The sequence below is a fragment of the Marinibacterium sp. SX1 genome (assembly GCF_050389775.1).
Taxonomy (GTDB): Bacteria; Pseudomonadota; Alphaproteobacteria; order Rhodobacterales; family Rhodobacteraceae; genus Marinibacterium.
Map to the genome: position 1 here is coordinate 3,616,378 of NZ_CP177144.1, position 21,744 is coordinate 3,638,121.

18 protein-coding genes are annotated in these 21,744 nt (G+C 68.1%); 8 read left to right on the plus strand and 10 right to left on the minus strand.

Annotated features, from left to right (window positions below):
• Positions 1–136: 136 nt before the first annotated feature.
• From ACK3BB_RS16320 to ACK3BB_RS16330, 3 genes are read left to right on the plus strand one after another with little or no spacing between them, the layout of a single operon-like run.
• Positions 137–883, plus strand: coding sequence for a type 1 glutamine amidotransferase (locus tag ACK3BB_RS16320; protein WP_428925696.1), 747 nt, complete (start codon positions 137–139; stop codon positions 881–883).
• On the plus strand, positions 880–1,887 hold the full coding sequence (locus ACK3BB_RS16325; protein ID WP_428925697.1) for an alpha/beta fold hydrolase: 1,008 nt from the start codon (positions 880–882) through the stop codon (positions 1,885–1,887). The genes ACK3BB_RS16320 and ACK3BB_RS16325 overlap by 4 nt, the downstream gene beginning before the upstream one ends.
• Positions 1,884–3,407, plus strand: coding sequence for a GMC family oxidoreductase (locus ACK3BB_RS16330; protein WP_428925698.1), 1,524 nt, complete (start codon positions 1,884–1,886; stop codon positions 3,405–3,407). Before ACK3BB_RS16325 ends, ACK3BB_RS16330 begins: the two co-directional genes overlap by 4 nt.
• Positions 3,408–3,632: 225 nt before the next feature.
• Here the strand turns inward: ACK3BB_RS16330 and ACK3BB_RS16335 are convergent, their stop codons facing one another.
• Entirely contained in the window at positions 3,633–4,826 is a 1,194-nt protein-coding gene (locus ACK3BB_RS16335) for a cytochrome P450 (protein ID WP_428925699.1), read from the minus strand.
• Positions 4,826–6,304 carry a glutamine synthetase family protein gene (locus tag ACK3BB_RS16340; protein ID WP_428925700.1) on the minus strand — a complete coding sequence of 493 codons (1,479 nt, stop codon included), beginning with the start codon at positions 6,302–6,304 and terminating at the stop codon, positions 4,826–4,828. The genes ACK3BB_RS16335 and ACK3BB_RS16340 overlap by 1 nt, the downstream gene beginning before the upstream one ends.
• A 349-nt stretch (positions 6,305–6,653) precedes the next feature.
• Here ACK3BB_RS16340 and ACK3BB_RS16345 point away from each other — a divergent pair, with 349 nt between their 5' ends.
• The 4 genes from ACK3BB_RS16345 to ACK3BB_RS16360 all read left to right on the plus strand — a co-directional run bounded on the left by ACK3BB_RS16345 (position 6,654) and on the right by ACK3BB_RS16360 (position 10,932).
• On the plus strand, positions 6,654–8,006 hold the full coding sequence (locus ACK3BB_RS16345; protein ID WP_428925701.1) for an ammonium transporter: 1,353 nt from the start codon (positions 6,654–6,656) through the stop codon (positions 8,004–8,006).
• 15 nt (positions 8,007–8,021) lie between these two features.
• Entirely contained in the window at positions 8,022–8,189 is a 168-nt protein-coding gene (locus ACK3BB_RS16350) for a hypothetical protein (protein ID WP_428925702.1), read from the plus strand.
• Between the two features lie 357 nt (positions 8,190–8,546).
• Positions 8,547–9,596: an SDR family NAD(P)-dependent oxidoreductase gene (locus tag ACK3BB_RS16355; protein WP_428925703.1), complete on the plus strand. Its 1,050-nt coding sequence runs from the start codon at positions 8,547–8,549 to the stop codon at positions 9,594–9,596.
• A 49-nt stretch (positions 9,597–9,645) separates the two neighbouring features.
• The gene (locus ACK3BB_RS16360; RefSeq protein ID WP_428928758.1) at positions 9,646–10,932 is read left to right on the plus strand and encodes a nucleotide sugar dehydrogenase; all 1,287 of its coding nucleotides are present in this window, start codon (positions 9,646–9,648) and stop codon (positions 10,930–10,932) included.
• Positions 10,933–11,436: 504 nt separating this feature from the next.
• On the opposite strand, the gene ACK3BB_RS16365 is transcribed toward ACK3BB_RS16360, so the two are convergent.
• Positions 11,437–11,970 (minus strand): hypothetical protein, encoded by a 534-nt coding sequence (locus tag ACK3BB_RS16365; RefSeq protein WP_428925704.1) that lies wholly within the window; start codon positions 11,968–11,970, stop codon positions 11,437–11,439.
• 252 nt (positions 11,971–12,222) lie between these two features.
• A complete protein-coding gene (locus ACK3BB_RS16370; protein WP_428925705.1) occupies positions 12,223–14,640 on the minus strand; it encodes a Tex family protein in 2,418 nt (805 codons plus the stop codon).
• 518 nt (positions 14,641–15,158) lie between these two features.
• Here ACK3BB_RS16370 and ACK3BB_RS16375 point away from each other — a divergent pair.
• Positions 15,159–15,623 (plus strand): MarR family winged helix-turn-helix transcriptional regulator, encoded by a 465-nt coding sequence (locus tag ACK3BB_RS16375; RefSeq protein WP_428925706.1) that lies wholly within the window; start codon positions 15,159–15,161, stop codon positions 15,621–15,623.
• Positions 15,624–15,862: 239 nt separating this feature from the next.
• On the opposite strand, the gene ACK3BB_RS16380 is transcribed toward ACK3BB_RS16375, so the two are convergent.
• The 6 genes from ACK3BB_RS16380 to ACK3BB_RS16405 form a co-directional block, all read right to left on the minus strand.
• Entirely contained in the window at positions 15,863–17,206 is a 1,344-nt protein-coding gene (locus ACK3BB_RS16380) for a TrkH family potassium uptake protein (protein ID WP_428925707.1), read from the minus strand.
• 2 nt (positions 17,207–17,208) lie between these two features.
• Complete coding sequence (locus ACK3BB_RS16385) at positions 17,209–17,886, minus strand: potassium channel family protein (protein ID WP_428925708.1); 678 nt, start codon at positions 17,884–17,886, stop codon at positions 17,209–17,211.
• A 256-nt stretch (positions 17,887–18,142) separates the two neighbouring features.
• A complete protein-coding gene (locus ACK3BB_RS16390; protein WP_428925709.1) occupies positions 18,143–18,898 on the minus strand; it encodes a class II aldolase/adducin family protein in 756 nt (251 codons plus the stop codon).
• On the minus strand, positions 18,895–19,908 hold the full coding sequence (locus ACK3BB_RS16395; RefSeq protein WP_428925710.1) for a ketopantoate reductase family protein: 1,014 nt from the start codon (positions 19,906–19,908) through the stop codon (positions 18,895–18,897). Before ACK3BB_RS16395 ends, ACK3BB_RS16390 begins: the two co-directional genes overlap by 4 nt.
• A 10-nt stretch (positions 19,909–19,918) precedes the next feature.
• A complete protein-coding gene (locus ACK3BB_RS16400) occupies positions 19,919–21,199 on the minus strand; it encodes a TRAP transporter large permease (RefSeq protein ID WP_428925711.1) in 1,281 nt (426 codons plus the stop codon).
• Positions 21,200–21,204: 5 nt separating this feature from the next.
• Positions 21,205–21,738, minus strand: coding sequence for a TRAP transporter small permease (locus tag ACK3BB_RS16405; RefSeq protein ID WP_428925712.1), 534 nt, complete (start codon positions 21,736–21,738; stop codon positions 21,205–21,207).
• Positions 21,739–21,744 lie beyond the last annotated feature (6 nt).

The following is a 21,744-nucleotide window of genomic DNA, read 5'->3' on the forward strand; positions in this document are numbered from 1 at the left end:
TTCCTCATGGTGATATGACTTTCCCAGGAAGCAACTTCTTTTTCTGGACGTCACGGGCCGTTGGTGGGATTTCTGGGGCCGACAGGCGGCTTTGCCCAAGGATCGGGCAGCCACCGCAAGCGATGGAGAACCGCCCATGCATTTTCTCGTGCTGCAGCACGATCCCGGCACCCATCCGGCGGCCTTCACCCCGCTGATCGAGGCGGCCGGCCATCACATCACGACGATCCAGCTGGACGCGGGCGCGGCGCTGCCCCCGCTCGACGGGGTGGATGCGCTGTGGGTCATGGGCGGAGCGCAGGATGTGTTCGAGGAAGACCGCTTTCCCTGGCTGGTGGCCGAAAAGGTCTTTATCCGCGAGGCGGTTCTCGACCGGGGCCTGCCCTATTTCGGCATCTGCCTGGGCCACCAGCTGCTGGCTGACGCGCTTGGCGGGCGATGTGACTATGGCGGGGCCGAAACCGGCGTCTGCGAGGTGATGCCCCTGCCCGATGCGGAGCTTTTCGATGGCATGGCCGCGCCCTTCCCCGTGGCCCAGTGGCATGGCGTGCAGGTCACCGACCTGCCCCCGGGCGCCCGGCTGACGGCCCGGTCAGAGGCCTGCCCGGTGCAGGGCATGCGCGTCGGGGCCCGGGCCTTTTCGGTGCAATCCCATCCCGAGGTGCTGCCCGGCACGATCACCCACTGGGCCCAGCTACCCTCGGCCGCGGCGCTGCTCGACCGGGCCTTCGGACCCGGCGGGGCGGCGGTGTTCGAGGCCCAGGTCGGCGCCCATGCCGAGATCTTCGCGGCCAATGTCCGGCGGCTGTTCGACAATTGGTGCCGGGCGGCGGGCATCCCTTCGGCCCCCGCGCGGCCGGCATCAACGGAGCAACCGACATGAGCGCCTATCACACCTGGAATGCCGGGCCTGTCGTGCTGCAATCGGGCCTGACCCTGCCCGATGCCACCCTGGCCTATGTCACCCATGGCACGCTGAACGCGGCGCGCGACAATGTCATCGTCTATCCCACGCGCTATGCCGGCACCCATGACGACCAGCCGCCGCTGATCGGGCCGGGCATGGCGCTGGATCCCGAGCGTTATTTCATCATCGTGCCCAACACCCTGGGCAACGGGCTGTCCTCTTCGCCGTCCAACACCCATCCGCCGCTCTGGGGCCCGGATTTCCCGATGGTCACCCATTACGACAACGTCATGCTCCAAGAGCGCATGCTGCGCGAGCTCTGGGGGATCGAGGAAATCCGGCTGGTCTGCGGCTGGTCGATGGGCGGCCAGCAGAGCTATCACTGGGCGGCGCTCTTTCCCGACCGGGTGCGGGCGATGTCCTGTTTCTGCGGCCAGGCGATCACCGCGCCCCATACCCATGTGTTCCTCGAAGGCATGAAACACGCGCTGACCGCCGATGCGGCCTTTCGGGGGGGATATTACAAGGAACAGCCCTGGCGCGGGTTCACGGCCCAGGGCCGGGCCTGGGCGGGCTGGGCGCTGAGCCAGGAATGGTATCGCCGCGAATGCTGGCGCGAGCTGGGGTTCTCGTCGCTTGAAGATTACCTCAAGCGGGCCTGGGACGGGGCCTATTTCCCGCGCGATGCCAATGACATGCTGTCGCTGATCGCGACCTGGCAGGCCTGTGACATCTCGGCCAACCCGCTCTACAACGGCGATCGCGATGCGGCGCTGGGGGCGATCACGGCGCCGTCGATCATCATGCCGGGGCGGACCGATCTCTATTTCCCGCCCGAGGACAACGCGGCCGAGGTGGCGCGGATGCCCAATGCCGAGCTGCGGGTGATCGACAGCATCTGGGGCCATTATGCCGGCGGCGGGCGTTTTGCCCCCGACACGGCATTCGTCGATGCGGCGCTAAGGGAATTGCTGGCGTGAAGGGCTTCGACGTCATCGTTCTGGGCGCCGGCAGCGCGGGCTGTGCCCTGGCCGAGGGGTTGTCGCGCGATCCGGCCTGCGAGGTTCTCCTGCTCGAGGCCGGCCCGGCGGGCCGCAATCCGCTGCTGACGATGCCCGCCGGCGTGGCCAAGGCCATCGCCGCGCCCTATTGGAACTGGCATTACGACACCGTGCCCCAGGCGCATATGGACGGGCGCCGGCTTTACGTGCCGCGCGGGCGCGTGCTGGGCGGGTCGTCGGGGATCAATGCCATGGTCTGGGTGGTGGGTCACCCGTCGGATTACGATGCCTGGGGCTGCGCGGGCTGGGACTGGGCGGCAATGGCCCCGGTGCTGGACGAGGTCGAGGCGATCATGCAACCGGCGGTGCCGGCCTCGGGCCCGGCCTATGCGGCCTTTGTCGCGGCCGGGGGCGAGATGGGCCATGCCGTGCATCCGGTGATCGACGGCCGGCAGGAGGGCTTCGGGCTCTACCGGCTGAACGTGCGCGACGGCCGGCGCCATTCGGCGGCGGCGGGGTTCCTGGGCCGGTCCCGGGGCCGGCCCAACCTGACCATCCGGACCGGAGCCCAAGTGCTGGGCCTGCTGGGCGGGGCGCGGGTGACAGGCGTGCGCCTGGCCGAGGAAGAGATCCGGGCCGGCCAGGTGGTGCTGGCGGCCGGGGCGATCGGCACGCCGCAGCTGCTGATGCTGTCGGGGCTGGGCCCGGCCGATCACCTGCGGGCCCTGGGCCTGCCGGTGCATGCCGACCTGCCGGGCGTGGGGGCCAACCTGCACGACCACCTTGAGGTCAAGGTCAAGCACCGCATGACCGCGCCGCTGTCGCTGTGGGACCATGCCCGGTTCCCGGCCAACCTGGCCACCGGCGCGCGCTACCTGGCCACAGGGCAAGGGGCGGGCCGGCAACAGGGGCTGGAGGCCGGGGCCTTCCTGAGGCTCGATCCGGCCAGCGCGGCGCCCGACACCCAGCTGCATTTCATCAATGCCCTGGCCTTCGATGGCGCCACGGCCGACGACCGCGGCCACGGTTTCGCCATCGACGTGACCCAGCTGCAGCCCGAGAGCCGGGGCAGCCTGCGGCTGGCCTCGGCCGATCCCCGGGCCAGGCCACTGATCGACCCGGCCTATCTCTCCGCCCCGGCCGACCGGGTCATGCTGCGCCGGGGTCTGACCCTGTTGCGTGAGCTCTGCAAGGCCCCTGCCCTGGCGGCGATCACCGGGCCCGAGCTGCGCCCCGGGGCCGCCATTCAAACCGACGCCGATCTCGATGCGCTGGTCCGGGCCACGGCGGATTCCATCTATCACCCGGTCGGCACGGCGCGCATGGGCACCGATCAGATGTCGGTCGTCGATCCGCTGACAATGGCGGTGCATGGCACCGAAGGGCTGGCCGTGGCGGATGCCTCGATCATGCCGCGCATCACCTCGGGCAACACCAACGCGCCTTCGATGATGATCGGCACGCTGGCCGCCCACAAGATCGCCGCCCGGCTGGCCTGAGCTACAAGGCCCGCGTGGCCCCGCCCCGCCCGGCCTTCCGAAACCTGCGCGGGTTGCGAACGAGGCGTAGGGTATTTCTGCCAAGAAGAAGCCAGGGCCGCGGCGCCCTTGCCCGGGCCACCCTACGCAACGGATGGGGGTAAGCGCCGTCGCCCTGGCTTCTTCTTGGTCCAAGTACCCTACCCGACATCAACGCCGCAGCGACGTTTCAGAAAAGGGCGCGCCCTACCGCGGATCAAACCGGATGGGCAGCGAGATCGGACCAGTGTTGCCGCTGTCCGCCAGCCAACTGGCCACGCCATCCGCGCGGGGCGGGGACATGCGGGCCGACAGGACCCGATAGGCCACGGCCATGTCATTGCGCGCCACCAGGTTGCCCAGGCAATGGTGGATGCCCCCGCCGAACCCGTAGTTGCGCGCGCGCTTCTCGGTGATGTCAAAGGGCGCGCCGGCCATCACTGCCGGATCGGTGCCCGCGCTTTCCGAGTAGAGATGGATCACCGTGCCTTTCGGGATTGTCACGTCACGGTATTCGAAGGTCTCCACCGCCTCGCGCGTGACCCAGGTGATCGTCGGTCGCATCCGCATGACCTCGGTCGCCGCCGCCATGTCGAGTGACGGGTCGTCCGCCAGGGCCTCCCATTGGTCGGGGTGATCCATGAACATGGAAATGCCAAGCCCCAGCTGGTTGCGCGTCGTGTCCACGCCGGCAAAGGCCAGCATCATTGCCAGGTTGTGCAGCTCCTCCGGGGTGAGCCGGTCGCCATCGGCCGTGGCCTGGACCATGATCGACAGGATATCGTCGCCCGGGTTGTCGCGGCGCTCGGCCAGCACCTCGCCAATGTAGTCGCCCAGCTCGATCGTCGCCGCCTCGACCTGGTCGGCCACCTGGGGAAAGGTCACCCCTAGGGCCAGCCCCATCGTCGCCGAGGTGCGCAGGATGAAGGGCGCGCGGTCCTCGGGCAGGCCCAGCAGCAGGCAGAGCACGCGCGCCGCGTAAGGGTCCGCGAATTCCGCCATGAAATCGCACGCCCCCCGCGCGATGAACCCGTCGGCCAGATCATGGGCGATGCGCTCGAAGTCGGGCATCAGAGCCTTGACCACCTTGGGCGAAAACGCCGGGTTCACCAGCCGCCGCAGCCGCCAGTGATCCTCGCCCTCGGTCACCAGGATCGAGCGGTTCCACCAATCGTGGAACACGCCCTCGGTCACCCCGTTCAGCTCGGGCCAGTTCTGCGAGCCCTGGATCAGCGCCTTGTGGGTCAGCAGCTCGCCCATCTCCTTGTGGCGCAACACCGCCAGCCCGTAGGGCGTCCGGGCAAACCAGCTGGCCTCGCGCGCCTTGCGCACCGGCTCGGAGCGCAGCGAGAAGGCCGGGTTGGCCACGTCGAGGAAAGGCGCATCGTCGAGGGCCATCATCACGGCAGGCACTCCATGTAGGTGTCCTTGTCCCAATCGGTCACGGTCGACATGAACCGCGCCCATTCGTCGGACTTGTATTCATGGTACAGCCGGAACATCTCGCCCGGAAGGCCGCGCTGCACGACCTCGTCGTTTTCGAGATGGATCAGCGCCTCGCCGAGGCTCATCGGCAGTTTCTTGACCTTCTTGCCCTCGGCCATGGCCTCGTAGATGTTGCGCTCTTCGGGCGCGCCGGGATCGAGGTTGTTGTCCAGCCCGTCATCCATCGCCGCCAGCAGGGTCGAGCCCATGAGATAGGGGTTCACCATGCTGTCCACGCTGCGGTATTCGAACCGTCCCGGGGCCGAGACGCGCAGGCCCGTCGTGCGGTTCTGAAAGCCCCAGTCGCTGAACACCGGCGCCCAGAAGCCGGTGTCCCAGAGCCGGCGGTAGGAATTGACCGTCGAGGCCCCGATCGCCGTCAGCGCCTGAAGATGCGCCACCACCCCGCCGATGGCCTTGAGCCCGGTGGCCCCGGGCATCTGCGGGTCATCGGTGTCGGGCATGAAGGTGTTATCTCCGCCCGTGACATACATGTAATTGCCCGCCATGCCCGGCAGGTTGTCGGGATCGTTGCCCGTCTTCTTCAGCACGTCCTCGCCGGCGGTCCAGAGCGACATGTTGTGGTGACAACCGCTCGCCGAGACGCCCATGAAGGGCTTGGTCATGAAACAGGCAAAGATGCCATGCTCACGCGCCACCTGGGCGCAGAGCTGGCGGTAGGTCGTCAGGCGGTCGGCGTTGCGCAGCACATCGTCGAAGGTCCAGTTCAGTTCCAGCTGGCCGGGCGCGTCCTCGTGGTCGCCCTGGATCATGTCGAGCCCCATCTTGCGGGCGTAGCGGATCACCTGCATCGACACGGGCCGCAGCGATTCAAACTGGTCGATGTGATAGCAATAGGGCTTGGAATAGCCCGGCCCGGGCTTGCCGTCCTCGTCGTATTTCAGCCACATCATCTCGGGCTCGGTGCCCATGCGCAGCTGCAGCCCGTGTTTCTCGGTGAAAGCCTTGTGCATCCGCCGCAGGTTGCCCCGGCAATCGGCCGTCAGGTAGGCGCCCGGGTCGACCTTTTCCTCGCGGTTGCGGAAGAGCGTGCAGAAGAACCGCCCGATCTCAGGCGCCCAGGGCAGCTGCATGAAGGTGTCCGGTTCCGGGATGCCCACCAGCTCGGCCGCCTCGGGGCCATAGCCCATGTAGTCGCCTGCCCGGTTGGTGAACAGGTTCATCGTCGAGCCATAGACCAGCTGAAAGCCCTTCTTGGCCACGCTTTCCCAATGGTCGGCCGGGATGCCCTTGCCCATGACCTTGCCCGTGACGGACACGAATTGCAGGTAGAGATATTCGATCCCCAGCGCGTCGATCTTGGCGCGCACCTGCCGGATCATCTCGTCCCGGCCGTCCTGCTCGACGAATTCCTCGATATCCATCTGCGGCATTCCCTTTTCCAGTCGTTTCCCTGTCGGTTTTCCGTCACGGGCCGATTTCGCCGCCCGGATCTGCCTTCAGACAGAGCCGACGAATCAGGTCCTGTCCACGGATAGATATTACCGAGGGGAAATTTTTATTCGTCACAGTGGAATTGTCATCGAATGTGGCATTTGCCGTTTACGGCTTGCCCATTCCATGGGCGCTTTCCGCGGCCGGGGGTGGCCATTCGGGCAAAGCCCCGGATTAGCCCCCCGCGCTCCGAGTCGCCATTTTGTCTGTGGGGAAACATTCTTCACTCTGGCGCAAGGGGTGAGCCGCATTGCGGAAACGCCCGTGGAAACGATTGGGATAGAGACAATGGAACAACAAATCGCCGAGTTGACGGAGAAGATCGCCGCGCTCGAAGCCGCGCAGGGCATGTCCGGCACGATCAACTCCGAAATCTTCTACTGGTGGTGTACCGCCCTGATGATCGCCATCCACGCAGGCTTTCTGGCCTACGAGATGGGCGCCAGCCGCGTGAAGAACGTGCTGGCCTCGGGCATCAAGAACATCCTGGCCTTCGCCTTCATGGTGCCGACCTTCTATTTCTTCGGCTGGTACATCTACCTGGCCTTCTACAACGGCTTCATCCCCGCTGCCGACGGCGCGGCCGGCCTGCCCTGGGACCTGTCGATGGGCCCCAACCTGACCGACAATGCCACAGGCATCTTCTGGGCGGCCTTCACGCTCTTTGCCGCGACGACCGCCTCGATCTTCTCGGGCGCGGTGATCGAGCGCATCCAGACCGCGGGCTTCCTGATCCTGGCCATCCTGCTGGGCTCGGTCGTGTGGATCCTGGGCGGCGCCTGGGGCTGGCATCCGGCGGGCTGGCTGACGGTCAAATGGGGCTATCACGACGTGGGCGCGGCCGGTGTCGTGCACATGGTCGCCGGTTTCTTTGCCCTTGGCGTGCTGATCAACCTCGGCCCGCGCGTGGGCAAGTTCAATGCCGATGGCACGGCCAACGCGATCAAGGCCCACAACATCCCCTTCACCATCACCGGCCTGATGCTGATCATCGTGGGCTTCTTCGGTTTCCTGGGCGGGTGCATCATCTACATGCCGGGTGAGCAGTGGATCAACATCTACGGCCAGCCGACGACCCTGTCGGCCTTTGCCTTCAACACCCTGATGGGCATGGCCGGCGGCATCATCGGCGCCTGGGTCAAGACCCGCGATCCGTTCTGGATGATGTCCGGCGCGCTGATCGGCATCTTCTGCGCCGCCTCCGGCCTTGATGTCTATTACCCGCCGCTGGCCTTCCTGCTGGGCGCATTCGGCGGCTTTGTCGTGCCCATGGTGGCCGTGCAGCTGGAGAAGTTCGGCATCGACGATGCCGTGGGCGCCTTTCCGGTGCATGGCATCGGCGGCCTGATCGGCGTCGTGGCCTGCGGGATCTTTGCCTCGGGCTATCCCAACGTGATCGAGGGCGCACCGCCGGTGAACTTCTTCGGCCAGGTCGGCGGGGCCATCGTGATGGGCCTTCTGGGCTTCATCCCGGGCTACGTGGCGTCCTACATCCTCAAGGTCTTCGGCCTGCTGCGCGTGCCGGATCACATCCAGGAAATGGGTCTCGACATCGTCAAGGTCCCGGTCGAGGCCTATCCCGAGAACTTCATTCCCGGACCGGTCAACACCACCGATCCCGTGCCGACCCCGGCCGAGTAAGACAGGAGCGACATCATGAACACCGTACCCTTCGACAGCTGGGATGGCGCCGAGGCCGTCTTTACCTTTGCCGACAAGCCCGGCGTGATGGCCTTTCTGCTGCTGGCCGCCCTGGTGGTGACCTTTGGCACGATCATCATCGCCGCCGTGCATGAAAAGCACGCCTATTCCAACCACAAGTAACGCCCTTCCTCTCGCGTTACGCCGGCGGTCCCCTTCGGGGGGCCGCCTTTTTTGATGGGGCCGTGGTTTGTGGGCGGCTGGCCCTTTCATGACCCGGTCTCCTTGGGGATGCCGGCCGCCCCGCTCGATCCGTCTCTTGCGAGCCGGCCTCGCCAGAGGCCGGAGAGCCGCGCCCCGCCCGACCACGCCACACGGTATCCCCCGAACCGCGCTTCGCCGGTCACGGTCACGTGCGTTCCAGGGGCCAAACGCCCCGTTCCCCGCGCCCCGGCTTGCACCGCCGCGCCGGGGCGGATACCGAAAACCGACCCGCCCGCGCAACCGACACCCGCAATCTCCCAGCTTTCGAGGCCCCGGATGCCACAGCCCCCCGCCGTCAAGCCCTCCGCCTTCAAGTCGGTCCTGATCACCGGCAGCGCCGGTTTCATCGGCTTTCACCTGGCCCGGCGCCTGCTGGCCGACGGGTTCCGCGTGCATGGCTACGACGGCATGACCGATTACTACGATGTCACGCTCAAGCAGCGCCGCCATGCCATGCTGCTGCAGACCCCGGGCTTCACCGCCACCGAGGCCATGCTGGAAGATGCCGCCACCCTCGACCGGGTGGCCGACGAGTTCCGCCCCGATGTCATCGTCCATCTCGCCGCCCAGGCCGGCGTGCGCTACAGCCTGGAAAACCCCCGGGCCTATATCGACGCCAACATCGTCGGCACGTTCAATGTCATGGAAGCCGCCCGCCGGCTCGAGGTCGGCCACCTGCTGATGGCCTCGACCTCGTCGGTCTACGGCGCCAATGCCCGCATGCCCTATGCCGAGACCGACAAGGCCGACACCCAGCTGACGATCTACGCCGCAACCAAGAAGGCCACCGAGGCCATGGGCCATTCCTATGCCCACCTGTGGAACCTGCCCACGACGATGTTCCGCTTCTTCACGGTCTACGGGCCCTGGGGCCGGCCCGACATGGCCCTGTTCAAATTCGTCGACGCCATCCTCGAAGGCCGGCCCATCGACATCTACAACCACGGCGAGATGTTCCGCGATTTCACCTATATCGACGACCTGGTGAACGGCATCCGCCTGCTGATCGACGCCGTGCCCCAACGCCCGGCCTCGCCCGAGGACATCGCGCCCAACGACAGCCTGTCGCCCGTCGCCCCCCACCGCATCGTCAACATCGGCAATTCCGACAAGGTCCGCCTGCTGGATTTCGTCGATGCCATCGAAGACACCCTGGGCATCCCGGCCAAGCGCAACCTGATGGACATGCAGAAAGGCGACGTGCCGGCGACCTGGGCCGATGCCGGGCTGTTGCAGGACCTGACCGGCTATCGCCCGGCGACCGACGTGCGCCAGGGCATCGCCCGGTTCGTCGACTGGTTCCTCGATTATTACGAAAAGCGCTAGGCCCGTGTCCCGCCCTTCCCTGCCCACATCCACCGATGCCGTGCCGCCCATGACGTCCAGTTCGCCCGACCGCCTTCCCCCCATTGCCATCATCGGGCTGGGCTATGTCGGCCTGCCCCTGGCCGTCGAGTTCGGCAAGATCCGCCCGGTGATCGGCTTTGACATCGACCCCGCCCGCATCGCCGCCCTGCAGGCCGGCCAGGATGCCACCCGCGAGGTGCCCGCCCGCGACCTGGCCGCCGCCGGCCAGCTGCGCTTTACCGCCGATCCGCGCGATCTGGACCCGGCCACGGTCTTCATCGTCACCGTGCCCACGCCCATCGATGCCCACAAGCGGCCCGATCTCGGCCCCCTGCTCGGCGCGTCCCGCCTGGTCGGGGCGGCGCTGAAGCCCGGCGACATGGTGATCTATGAAAGCACCGTCTACCCCGGGGCCACCGAAGAAGATTGCGTGCCCGTGCTCGAAGAGGTCTCGGGCCTGACCTTCAACCGCGATTTCACCTGCGGCTACAGCCCCGAACGCATCAATCCGGGCGATCGCGAACACCGGCTGCCGACGATCCTCAAGGTCACCTCCGGTTCGACCCCCGCCGCGGCCGAGGCCGTCGACGCGCTTTATGCCGCGATCATCACCGCCGGCACCTACCGCGCGCCCTCGATCCGCGTGGCCGAGGCCGCCAAGGTCATCGAGAACACCCAGCGCGACCTCAACATCGCCCTGGTCAACGAACTGGCCATCATCTTCGACCGCATGGGGCTGGATACCGGTGACGTGCTGGACACGGCGGGCACCAAGTGGAACTTCCTGCCCTTCCGGCCCGGGCTGGTCGGCGGCCATTGCATCGGCGTCGATCCCTATTACCTGACCCACAAGGCCGAGGCCCTGGGCTATCGCCCCGAGGTCATCCTGGCCGGGCGGCGGATCAACGACGGCATGGGGGCCTTTGTCGCCCAGAAGACCGTCAAGGCCATGCTGCGCCGCAAGATCCGCCTGGTCGGCGCGCGGGTGCTGGTTCTGGGGCTGGCCTTCAAGGAAAACTGTCCCGACCTGCGCAACACCCGGGTCGTCGATGTCATCACCGAGCTGCGCGACTACGGGCTGGAGGTCGATGTGCACGACCCCTGGGTCGATGCGGTCACCGCCCGGGCGGAATACGGGCTGGAGATGGTCGGCGCGCCGGCCGAAGGGCGCTATGACGCGGTGATCCTGGCCGTGGCCCACGATGCCTTCCGCACCATGGGGCCGGACGCCCTGCGTGCCTTCGGCCGGCCGCAGAGCGTGCTGGTCGATCTCAAGTCGGTCTTTCCGGCCCCGGCCTCCGACCTGCGCCTCTAGGCCGCGCGGCGCACCGGGTCCCGGCGCGACAAGCCGGGGCGCCGGGGGCCGGGCGGGAACGGTTTGTACGGGTGAAAAAGGCGTACGCCCATGGCGGGTGAAACGAGTGCGCGCCGCTGGCTGTTGACCACACACGCGACGCCGATCGGTTGAAAGACCGAGCAGATTTGACGGGACGACAGACCCCCGCGCCTCAGGCTGGCCAAGTACCGCGCGCCTCAGGCGGGCCAAACAACAGGCGCCTGCGGCCCACCGAGTAACGCTCGCCTGCGACAATCCAAGCACCTCGCGCCTGCGGCAGGTCAAACAACGCGCGCCTCCGGCAGTTCAAACAACGCGCGCCTCCGGCGATTCAAACAACGCGCGCCTCCGGCGATTCAAACAACGCGCGCCTCCGGCGATTCAAACAACGCGCGCCTCCGGCGATTCAAACAACGCGCGCCTCCGGCGATTCAAACAACGCGCGCCTCCGGCGCGACACCCTCCCCCGCCGCCATCATGTCCTCAGCGCAGCCGCCCGCGGATCAGTGCCGCCTCTTCGGCAAAACCCAGCTGTTCCAGCACCATGGCAAAGACCGGCAACGGCGGGCGGTTGCTGCAATATTCGTCCGGCCCGTCATAAAGACCGCCGCCCGGGCCCCGGTAAAGCCCACCGCCGGGCCCGTCATACAGCCCTCCGCCCGGCCCCTGGTACAGCCCGCCCCCCGGCCCGGCATAAAGCCCCCCGCCGGGGCCCTGGTACAGCCCGCCGCCCGGGCCATCGTACATGCCGCCACCGGGACCGTCGTACATGCCACCGCCCGGCCCGTCGTACATGCCGCCGCCGGGGCCGTCATACATGCCACCCCCCGGCCCGTCGTAAAGCCCACCGCCAGGGCCGTCATAGAGATTGGCCGCCCATGTGCCCTCGGGGCAATCCGCCGCCGCCTGGCCGGCGAGGCCGCCCGCCAGGGCACAGGCCAGCGCCAGCACCGTCACGATCCGCCCGGCCGCGGCACCGGCCGCCGATGTCCCGCCCGAAAATGCCTTTGTCCTCAACACCCTGATCCTCGATGATCTCCCCCGGCACGCGGCGCCGGGCCTGCCCCGTCTTGCCCGCGCCCCAGCGACCGGCACAAGCCCCGACCGGCCCGACCCGCGCAAACCGCCCGCCGGTGTGCCCCTGCATCCGCACCTGCAACACGACCGGTGTGCCCCTGCACCCGCACCTCCAACACGGCAAGAGCGCGCCAGGCCCTTCCGCCCGACGCGCCCCGCCTGTGTCGTCCGGCCCGGCCCGGGGCCGCAGCCTCAGCGCTTCTTGAAGGCCTCGGACAGCGCCGCGCCCAGGGCGCCCTGGCCGGCTCCGTCGGAACCGCCCTTGCCGCCCTTCGGCCCCCAGGACCCGCCGCGCGGCGCGCCGCCCGATCCGCCCGGGCCGCCACGCTTGCCGCCGCCCCGGCCCTCGTTGCGCCCGCCGTTGCGCCCACCTTTGTGCCCGTCGCCCCGGGCCTCGTTGCGGCCCTGTCCGCGCCCGCCGTCCTGGCCCGCGCCGCCATCCTTGCGCATCGACAGACCGATCCGCTTGCGCGGCACGTCCACCTCGGTCACCCGCACCTTGACCACGTCGCCGGCCTTGACCACCTCGTGCGGGTCCTTGACGAACCGGTCGGCCAGCTGGCTGATATGCACCAGCCCGTCCTGGTGCACGCCGATATCTACAAAGGCCCCAAAGGCCGCCACGTTGGTCACCGTGCCCTCCAGCATCATCCCCGGCCTGAGGTCGGTGATCTCTTCGACCCCATCGGTGAAACTGGCCGTCTTGAAGCTGGGCCGCGGGTCGCGCCCGGGTTTCTCCAGCTCGGCCAGGATGTCGCGCACGGTCGGCAGGCCAAAGCTGTCATCGACGAAATCCTCGGCCCGCAGCCCCTTCAGCGCCGCCTGGTCGCCCATGATCTGGCGCAGGTCGCGCCCGCAGGCCTGCACGATGCGCCGCGCCACGCCATAGGCCTCGGGGTGCACCGACGAGGCATCCAGCGGCTCTTCGCCCTCGCGGATGCGCAGGAAGCCCGCGCATTGCTCGAACGCCTTGGGCCCCAGCCCCGTCACCTTCATCAGCGCCTTGCGCGAGGGAAACGCCCCGTGTTCATCGCGGTAGGCCACGATCGAGGCGGCCAGCGTCTGGCTCAGCCCGGCCACATGGGCCAGAAGCGGCGCCGAGGCCATGTTCAGATCGACGCCCACGGCGTTCACGGCATCCTCGACCACGCCTTCCAGCGCCTTGGCCAGCCGGCGCTGGTCGACATCGTGCTGGTACTGGCCCACGCCGATGCTTTGCGGTTCGATCTTGACCAGCTCGGCCAGCGGGTCCTGCAGCCGCCGGGCGATCGACACCGCACCGCGCAGGGACACGTCGAGATCGGGGAATTCCTTCGCCGCCAGTTCCGAGGCCGAATAGACCGAGGCCCCGGCCTCGGAGACCACGACCTTGGTGGGCTTGTTCACCTCGGCGGGCAGCAGTTTCAGCGTGTCGGCCACCAGCTGGTCGGTCTCGCGGCTGGCCGTGCCATTGCCGATGGCCACCAGTTCGACCCCGTGCCGGCGCACCATGCGCAGGATCGCCTCCTGGGCGCCGCGCACGTCGCGCTTGGGCTGGAACGGATAGAGCGTGGCGGTTTCCAGCACCTTGCCCGTGCTGTCGACCACCGCCGCCTTGACCCCGGTGCGGATGCCCGGGTCCAGCCCCAGCGTCGCCCGCGAGCCGGCCGGGGCGGCCAGAAGCAGGTCCTTGAGATTGCGGGCAAAGACGGTGATCGCCTCTTCATGGGCCCGGGCCCGCAGCTCGCCCAGAAGGTCGATGTACATCGACGTTGCCAGCTTGATCCGCCAGGTCCAGCCGGCCGCATCGCGCAGCCACTTGTCGCCGGCCCCGTCACCGGACACGCCGACCTGCGCCGCGACCATGGCCTGGGCCCGTTCGGCCCCGGTCTCGGGCTCGGGCGCGATGTCGACGACCAGCACCTCGTCCTTGGCCGCGCGCAGGATCGCCAGCGCCCGGTGGGCCGGGATGTCCTGCCAGCGCTCGGCATGGTCGAAATAATCCGAGAACTTGGCCCCGGCCTCCTGCTTGCCCTCGACCACCCGGGCCGAGATCACGCCTTCGGCCCGCATGAACTCGCGCAGCCGGCCCAGCAGATCGGCATTTTCGCACAGCTCTTCGGCCAGGATGTCGCGCGCCCCGTTCAGCGCTTCCTTGACCCCCGGCACGGCCTCGCCCAGGTAACCTTCGGCCAGCGCCTGGGGATCGGCCCCGCGGTTCTCGCGGATGGCCACCAGCAACGGTTCCAGCCCGTTTTCGCGGGCGATCATGGCCTTGGTCCGGCGCTTGGGCTTGTAGGGCAGGTAGATGTCTTCGAGCGCGGCCTTGGTTTCGGCCCCGGCAATGGCCCGGGCCAGGTCGTCGGTCAGCTTGCCCTGCCCCTTGATCGTGTCGAGGATCGTCGCCCGCCGGGCTTCCATGTCGCGCAGATAGCCCAGCCGGTCGGCCAGGGTGCGCAGCTGGGTGTCATCCAGCCCGCCGGTCACCTCCTTGCGGTAGCGCGCCACGAAGGGCACCGTGGCGCCTCCGTCCAGCAGGTCGGCCGCGGCCTGGACCTGGGTCGGGTTGGCCCCGATCTCGGTGGCGATGGTCCGGGCGATGCGGGCGGCATTGGCGGTCTTCTGGTCCAAGTTCTGCTCCTCGGTCTGCGTGGCACGGCGGGAAGGCCGGCCGCAATCTTGCACGGCCCGCCCCCGCCTGTCGCGGGCCTCTGGTGATAGCCGCCCGCCGGCCCCGCGCCAAGATCCCATTCGCCGCAATCGCCCCCGCCCGGCCGCCCGCCGGCCCCGATCCGCCGAGATCGACCCGGGTGGCGCGGTTCGCGCGGCCTGGCCCTCGGTGCGCCGGACACCGTCCGCATATGCCCGGCATGGCCCCGTTCGCCCGGCACCGCCCCCGTTCGCCCGGCATATCCCCGGTATGCCGCGCATGTCCCCGGTCCACCCGGCCTATGCCCCGGCCCATCCGCCACGCTCCCCTGTCCGTCCGGTGCCTGACGCTCAACCCAACCGTCCCGCCCCCTCCGGATCACGCCCCGTCGGCCCGGTTCGACCCGCCGGCGACGAAACCCGCTTCCCCCGACCCGCCCGGCTGGGCTAAACCGGTCGGGCCGCGCCCTTCCCTGGCCACACGGATCGAGCCGACCGACATGACCGACAGCGACCGCAATCCCCGTCCCCCCCACGAAGCCGGCTTTCACAAGGCCGACTGGCCGTTCTACTGGATCACCCAGACCTCGGCCCGCTACATGCAGGTCATGGAAGCCCGGCTGAAGGATATCGGCATGGATATCGCCTATTGGCGCGTGCTGATGTCGCTTTACGAGGACCAGACCCTGTCGGTCTCGGAGATCTCGACCTATTGCATCATCAAGCCGAACACGGCGACCAAGATCATCCAGCGCATGACGGCCCAGGGCCTGGTCACCACCGCTCCGGGCACGTCGGACGGCCGGCGCACCGAAGTGTCGCTGACCGAAGACGGCCATGCCATGCGCCGCCGCGCCCGGGCGATTGCCGACGAGATCTTTGGCCAGGCCTTTGCCGAGTTGTCACGCGAGGAGCAGATGGTGCTGAACCTGCTGCTGGAAAAGGTCTTCAACAAGCTGGGCTGACCGGCCCGGGCGACGGGCCATGCCATGTGGCCAATGTTGCCCGTAGCGCGCCCGTTGCCCGCTTGGTGGCCGCAGCCAGCACGACGGCCCTCGCCATATTGGCACCCGCTGCCAGCATTACGCCGCTTCCCAACAAGGCACCGTTGTCCGCTGCCGCCCGGGCCCGGATCGCGCGGCGTGTCACCACGCCCATAGCGCGCCAGTCGCGCCACGGCCTCCCCACAGCAAAACCCCGCCGATCAGCCCAGGTAGATCTGGCCCGCCGGATAACGCACCCGCGGCGCGCTGCGCGTGGCCAGGAAGAACCCGATGGCCAGCGGCCCGACCCGGCCGATGAACATGGTCACGATGATCACCGCCCGGCCCAGCCCGTCCAGCGTGCCCGTCGTGCCCCGCGACAGGCCCACCGTGCCAAAGGCCGAGGTGACCTCGAAGGCCAGGTCGAGGAAATCCCCGTCATGGCTGATCGACATGACGAACAGCCCGGTGAACACCACCAGCCCGGATGTCGTCGTCAGGGCCAGCACCTTGACCACCTCCTCGCCGCCCAGCGACCGGCCGAAGGCGTTCAGCGTCTTGCTGCGCCGGAAGAAGGCCACCGTGGCCAGCAGCAGCACGCAGAGCGTGGTCACCTTGATGCCCCCGGCCGTCGAGGTGCTGCCCCCGCCGACGACCATCAGCATCATGGTCATCAGCGTCGTGCCGTCATGCATGCCCGCCGTGTCGATCGTGTTGAACCCGGCGGTGCGCGGGGTGACACCCTGGAACCAGCTGGCCCAGAGCTTGTCGCCCGTCGACAGGCCGCCCAGCGTGGCCGGGTTTGTCCATTCCAGCAGGCCGAACATCACCGCGCCCCAGACGATCAGCACCCCGGTGCCCACGAGCATCAGCTTGGAATGCAGGGTCAGCCGCCGCCACTGGCGCTTCTGGCGGATGTCGCCGACCACGATGAAGCCCAGCCCGCCCAGGATGAACAGTGCCGGGATGACGATGTTGACCAGCGGGTTGCCCACCCAGCGCGACAGGCTGTCGGGATGCAGGGCAAAGCCCGCGTTGTTGAAGGCCGAGACCGAATGGAACACTGCCTGCCACAGCCCGTTCCAGCCGAATTCGGGCACGAAGACCAGGGCCAGCAACAGCGCCCCGCTGGCCTCGCAGACCAGGGCGATCACCAGGATGATGCGCGACAGGTAGGTCAGGTTGGACAGCGAGGTCTGGTTGAGATCCTCGCGCAGGATCAGCCGCTGGGGCATGCCCACCGGGATGCCCAGGGCGCCCAGCAGCAGCACGGCAAAGGTCATCAGGCCCAGCCCGCCAAGCTGGATCAGCACGGCGATGACGGCCTGCCCGAACCCGGTGAAGACCGTGCCGGTGTCACCCAGCACCAGCCCGGTCACGGTGACGGCCGAGGTCGAGGTAAAGACCGCCTCGGACAGGCCGACCGCCCCGTGATGCGAGACGGGCAGCCACAGAAGCAGCGCGCCCAGCACGATGAAGCCCATGTAGAAGACGACCAGCAGCGCCGGCGGCGGCAGGCTGATCCGGCGGACACGGCCCATCAGCCGGGCAAGGCGCGGGGCCATGGTCAGAGGCTCGCCGCGAAGTTCAGCAGGTCCTTGCGCTGGCCCAGCAGCAACAGCAGGTCGTCGCGTTCCAGGGTGCAGGCGCTGCCGTCCCGGCCGATGAACTCGGTGCCCCGCATGACCCCGATGCAGCGCAGGTTGTAGGTCTCGCCATGGGGCAGCTCGGCCAGGCTGCGGCCTTCGAGGCTTTCGGGGATGCGGAAGTTGACCACGTGATAGCCGTTGCCCAGGCGGACATAGTCGCGCACGAAGGGATTGTGCAGGACCTGGGCCACGTGCTGGCCGACCTCGACCTCGGGATGCACGATGCGGTCGACGCCCAGCTTGCCCAGGATGCGGTGATGGGTGCGCGTCGTGGCCTTGGCCCAGACCGTCGGCACGCCGATCAGCTTGAGGTTCATGGCCGCCAGGATCGACGCCTCGAGATCGGAGCCCATGGCGATGACCGCCGCATCGCAATCGCCCAGCCCGGCCTCGCGCAGGGCGCCATCGTCGCGGGCATCGACGATCAGGGCCTGGAACAGCTTGTCGGCATGGGCGGCCACGCGGGCCTCGGTGATGTCGATGCCGATGACATGGTTGCCGAAGCGCTGCAGCTCGGTGGCCACGGTGCTGCCGAAATTGCCCAGGCCGATGACGCCATAGGTGCGCCGGCCCTTGGTCTTTGCTCTGTCGCCCAATCCGTTTGTCCTGTCCGACCAGATGGATGGGCCCGCCCGTTACCGCGCCGGCCCGCGAGCGGCAGACTTGGCCGGGCGCCGCGCGATGTCAATATGTCGCGCCGCGCGGCCGATTATGTTGCGCCGGACGCCCGTAGGATGGGTGAAATCACCCATCCTACCGGTTCACCCCGGGCGATCCCCGAGGATCGTCGCACAACCGCAAGCCCTTGATGGCAAACGGCCCGCACCCCGCCCGCACCCCGGCGCAACCGGGTCAGGCGAATTCCGGCCGGTCGCGTTTCATCTTGCGCACCATGGCATCGAAGAGCAGCGTGGCGAAGGACGCACTTTCCTTCAGCCGCTGGGCATCGGCCGCGCATTTGGCCTTGACCTCTTCGGCCAGGATCGTGTTCGGCCCCGGAATGGCCGAGGCCGCGCATTGGATCTCGGCCGCGCGCTGGACCGTCCAGAGCAGGAAGAAGGTCAGCGGAATGTCGGCCTCGCAGACGGCAATGCCGTGGTTCTTCAGGACCAGCACGTGTTTCCGGCCCAGCGATTGCAGCATCCGCTCGCGCTCGTCGTCGTAGATCGTGATGCCTTCGAATTCGTGATAGGCCACGCGGCCGTAGAGCTGGGCGCCGTAGAAACTGTCGTGGTCGATCCCGAAGCCCTTCATCGTGATCGCCGAGATCGGCGTGGTATGGGTGTGGGCGATGCAGCCGACATCCTCGCGGAACTGGTGGATCACCCCGTGCAGGGCAAAGCCGGCCGGGTTGGGCTTGTAGGGGCTTTCCCGTTTCAGCTGGCCATCGACACCCACGACCAGCAGGTTCTCGGGCGTGACCTCGTCGTAATGCAGGCCCATCGGGTTGACCAGGTAGGCGTGATCTTCGCCCGGCAGGCGCACAGAGATATGGTTGAAGATCAGCTCGGTCCAGCCGAGATAGCTGACAAGGTGGTAGAAATCGGCCAGCTGCACGCGCAGCTCGGCTTCGGTCGGAGCGGCCTCGATCGGTGTCGCATCGTTCATGCCTGGATCCTTTCGGGATGCGTGAGGGAAATCAGCCCGGCCCGCGCCTCCTGCGCGGCGGGCCCGTCCAGCGGCAGGCGCGGGCTGGCGTCCAGCGCCGCGACCAGGGCGGTCAACAGGGGCATCGCCCCCTCGCCGGCCAGCGCCAGGGGCGCGCGGGCGATGGCATCAAGTTCCAGCCGGCGGCCGGCCCGGGCATCCTGCAGCATCGAGGTCGGAAAATCCCCGGCATCAAGCAGCAGCGCGCCCAGCCAGTCGTTGTCGGGCAGATCGCGGCCCAGCTCATCCGCCGCCCAGGCCCGGACCTCGTCGGCAAGGCCGAAGGCCAGGGCCAGCAGGTCGCCGGTGCGGCCGATCTCGGCCAGGTTGCAGCCCAGCAGGGCCGACAGCGGGTTGGTCGCGATATTGGCCAAAAGCTTGACCAGCACCTTCTGGCGGATGTCGGGCGCCAGGTCGGTGCGCACCCCGGCCCCGTTCAGCACGCCGATCAGCCGGTCGACCGCCGCCAGGTCGGCACCGTCGACCACCGGGGCCAGGCTGAGCGTCGGGGTGTTGGTCGACACCGCCCGGCCCGAGGCCTCGGTCTGAACGGTCATCAGCAGCACGGCGCCCAGCACCTGTTCGGGCCGCAGGTGCCCCGCCAACGCGCCCGAGGGATCGGCCAGGGGCACCGCCCGGCCGGCATCGTAGAAGAACCAGAAGGGCAGCCCGTTGATCATCGGGATGACCAGCGTGTCCGGCCCGATGCCCCGGCCATTGGCCGCCACGGCATCGCCCAGGTCCTGGGCCTTGACACACAGGAACACCGCGTCCTGCACCCCGTCCAGCGCGGTCACCGCCCGGACCGGCCCGGCATGCAGCGTGCCCCGGTCGTCCAGGCAGACCCCGTCGCGCGCCACGGCATCCAGCCGGGCACCCCGGGCGACCAGCGTGACCTCTTCCCCGGCCGATGCGAACAGCGCGGCCATGGCGGTGCCGATATTGCCCGCGCCCACGATTGCGATTTTCATCTGTCCTACCTCACGTCAGCAGCAGCACGAGCCCCGGCACCGCCGTCAGCAGACCGACGCGCACGACGTCCATCGCCACGAAGGGCCCGAGCCCGCGAAAGATCGTGCCCAGCCGGACGTCAGGCACGACAGACCGCAGCACGAAGGCATTCATCCCCACTGGAGGGGTGATGTATGAAATTTCGGTAACCATCACCACGAAGATGCCGAACCAGATCAGGTCGACGCCCTGAGCCGCGACGATGGGATAGAAGACCGGGACCGTCAGCATGATCATCGACAGGCTTTCCAGCACGCAGCCCAGCACCAGGTAGATGCACAGGATCACCAGGATGGTCACCGTCGGCGTGTCTCCGAACAGGGCCAGGAACGCCTGGATGTCGCGGGTCATGCCCGACATGTTGACGTAATTGGTAAAGGTCAGCGCGCCGAACAGGATGAAGAACATCATCGCCGTGGTCTTCATCGTGTCATAAAGCACGGCCACCAGGCCTTCGAAGCTGAACTTGCCCGACAGCACGACCAGCAGCAGCGCTCCGCCCGCGCCCATGCCCGCGCTTTCGGTGGGCGTGAAGACACCAAGGTAGATCCCGCCCATGACAAAGACAAAGAGCACCAGCGCCCCGGCCGTGCCCTTCAGCGCACGGATGCGTGCGCCCAGCGGCAGCTTGGGTTCGACGGGCAGGTCGATACCCTGCAGGGCGATGGAAATCCGCACGGCGATCGAATAGCCGACGATGCCGATGACCCCGGGGATCAGCCCGGCCAGGAACAGCTTGCCGATGTCCTGCTGGGTCATGATGCCGTAGAACACCAGGATGACCGACGGCGGGATCAGGATGCCCAGCGTGCCGCCGGCGGCGATCGAGGCGGTGGACAGCTGGTCGGGATAGCCGAAACGCCGCATCGACGGCAGGGCGATGCGCGTCATCGTGGCGGCCGTGGCCATCGACGACCCGCAGACCGACGAGAACGCCCCGCAGGCAATGACCGTGGCCGTGGCCAGCCCGCCCTTGCGGTGGCGCAGCCAGGCATAGGCCGAATTGTAGAGCTCGGTCGCGATGCCCGACTGGACGACGAAATTGCCCATCATCAGGAACAGCGGCAGGACCGACAGCGAATAGTCCCGGCCATTGTCGAAGAAGGTCGAGCCCAGCAGCGACAGGGCCGGTGTCCAGCCGATGATCGCGGCCACGCCGACCATGCCGACCCCGGCCAGGGCGAAGGAAATCGGCACGCCCAGCAGCAGCAGGACCCCGACGATGGCAATGCCCACGGGCCAGTGTTCCATGACCGTCAGCCTTCCGCGTTCAGGTTGGGCCCGTCCCGGCGCGCGGCCAGGCGGACAAGGGGCACGACCAGGGTCAGCAGCGCTCCGAAAAGCGTGCAGGCCGCGCAGAAATAGCCCACGGGGGCCAGGGGGATGTGCAGGGTCGAGGTCGATCCGCCATAGCTGCCGATCTGGCCGGCATAGACCCAGATCCGCCAGGCCACGACACACAGCACCGCGGCCGAGAACACGCCCGTCAGGGCCTTGCGCCAGGGCTGGATCCAGGCCGGCATGCGATCGGTGACCAGGTCGACCGTCACGTGTTCATCGGCCAGCGACACCGCCGGCAGGCCGAGAAAGATCACCGAGGCCAGCAACAACTCGGTCAGTTCGGCCGCCCCGCGCAGGGGCGCGTTGAACACGTAGCGCCCGACCACGTCGATGACGGTCATCGACATCAGCGTGACCAGCAGCACGCCGGCCAGCAGGGCCAGCAGCGTGCGCAGGCCGAACCGGCGGGCCGACAGCAGCGGGGCTGCCGGCACGTCGGTGTCGTTCATGGAGGT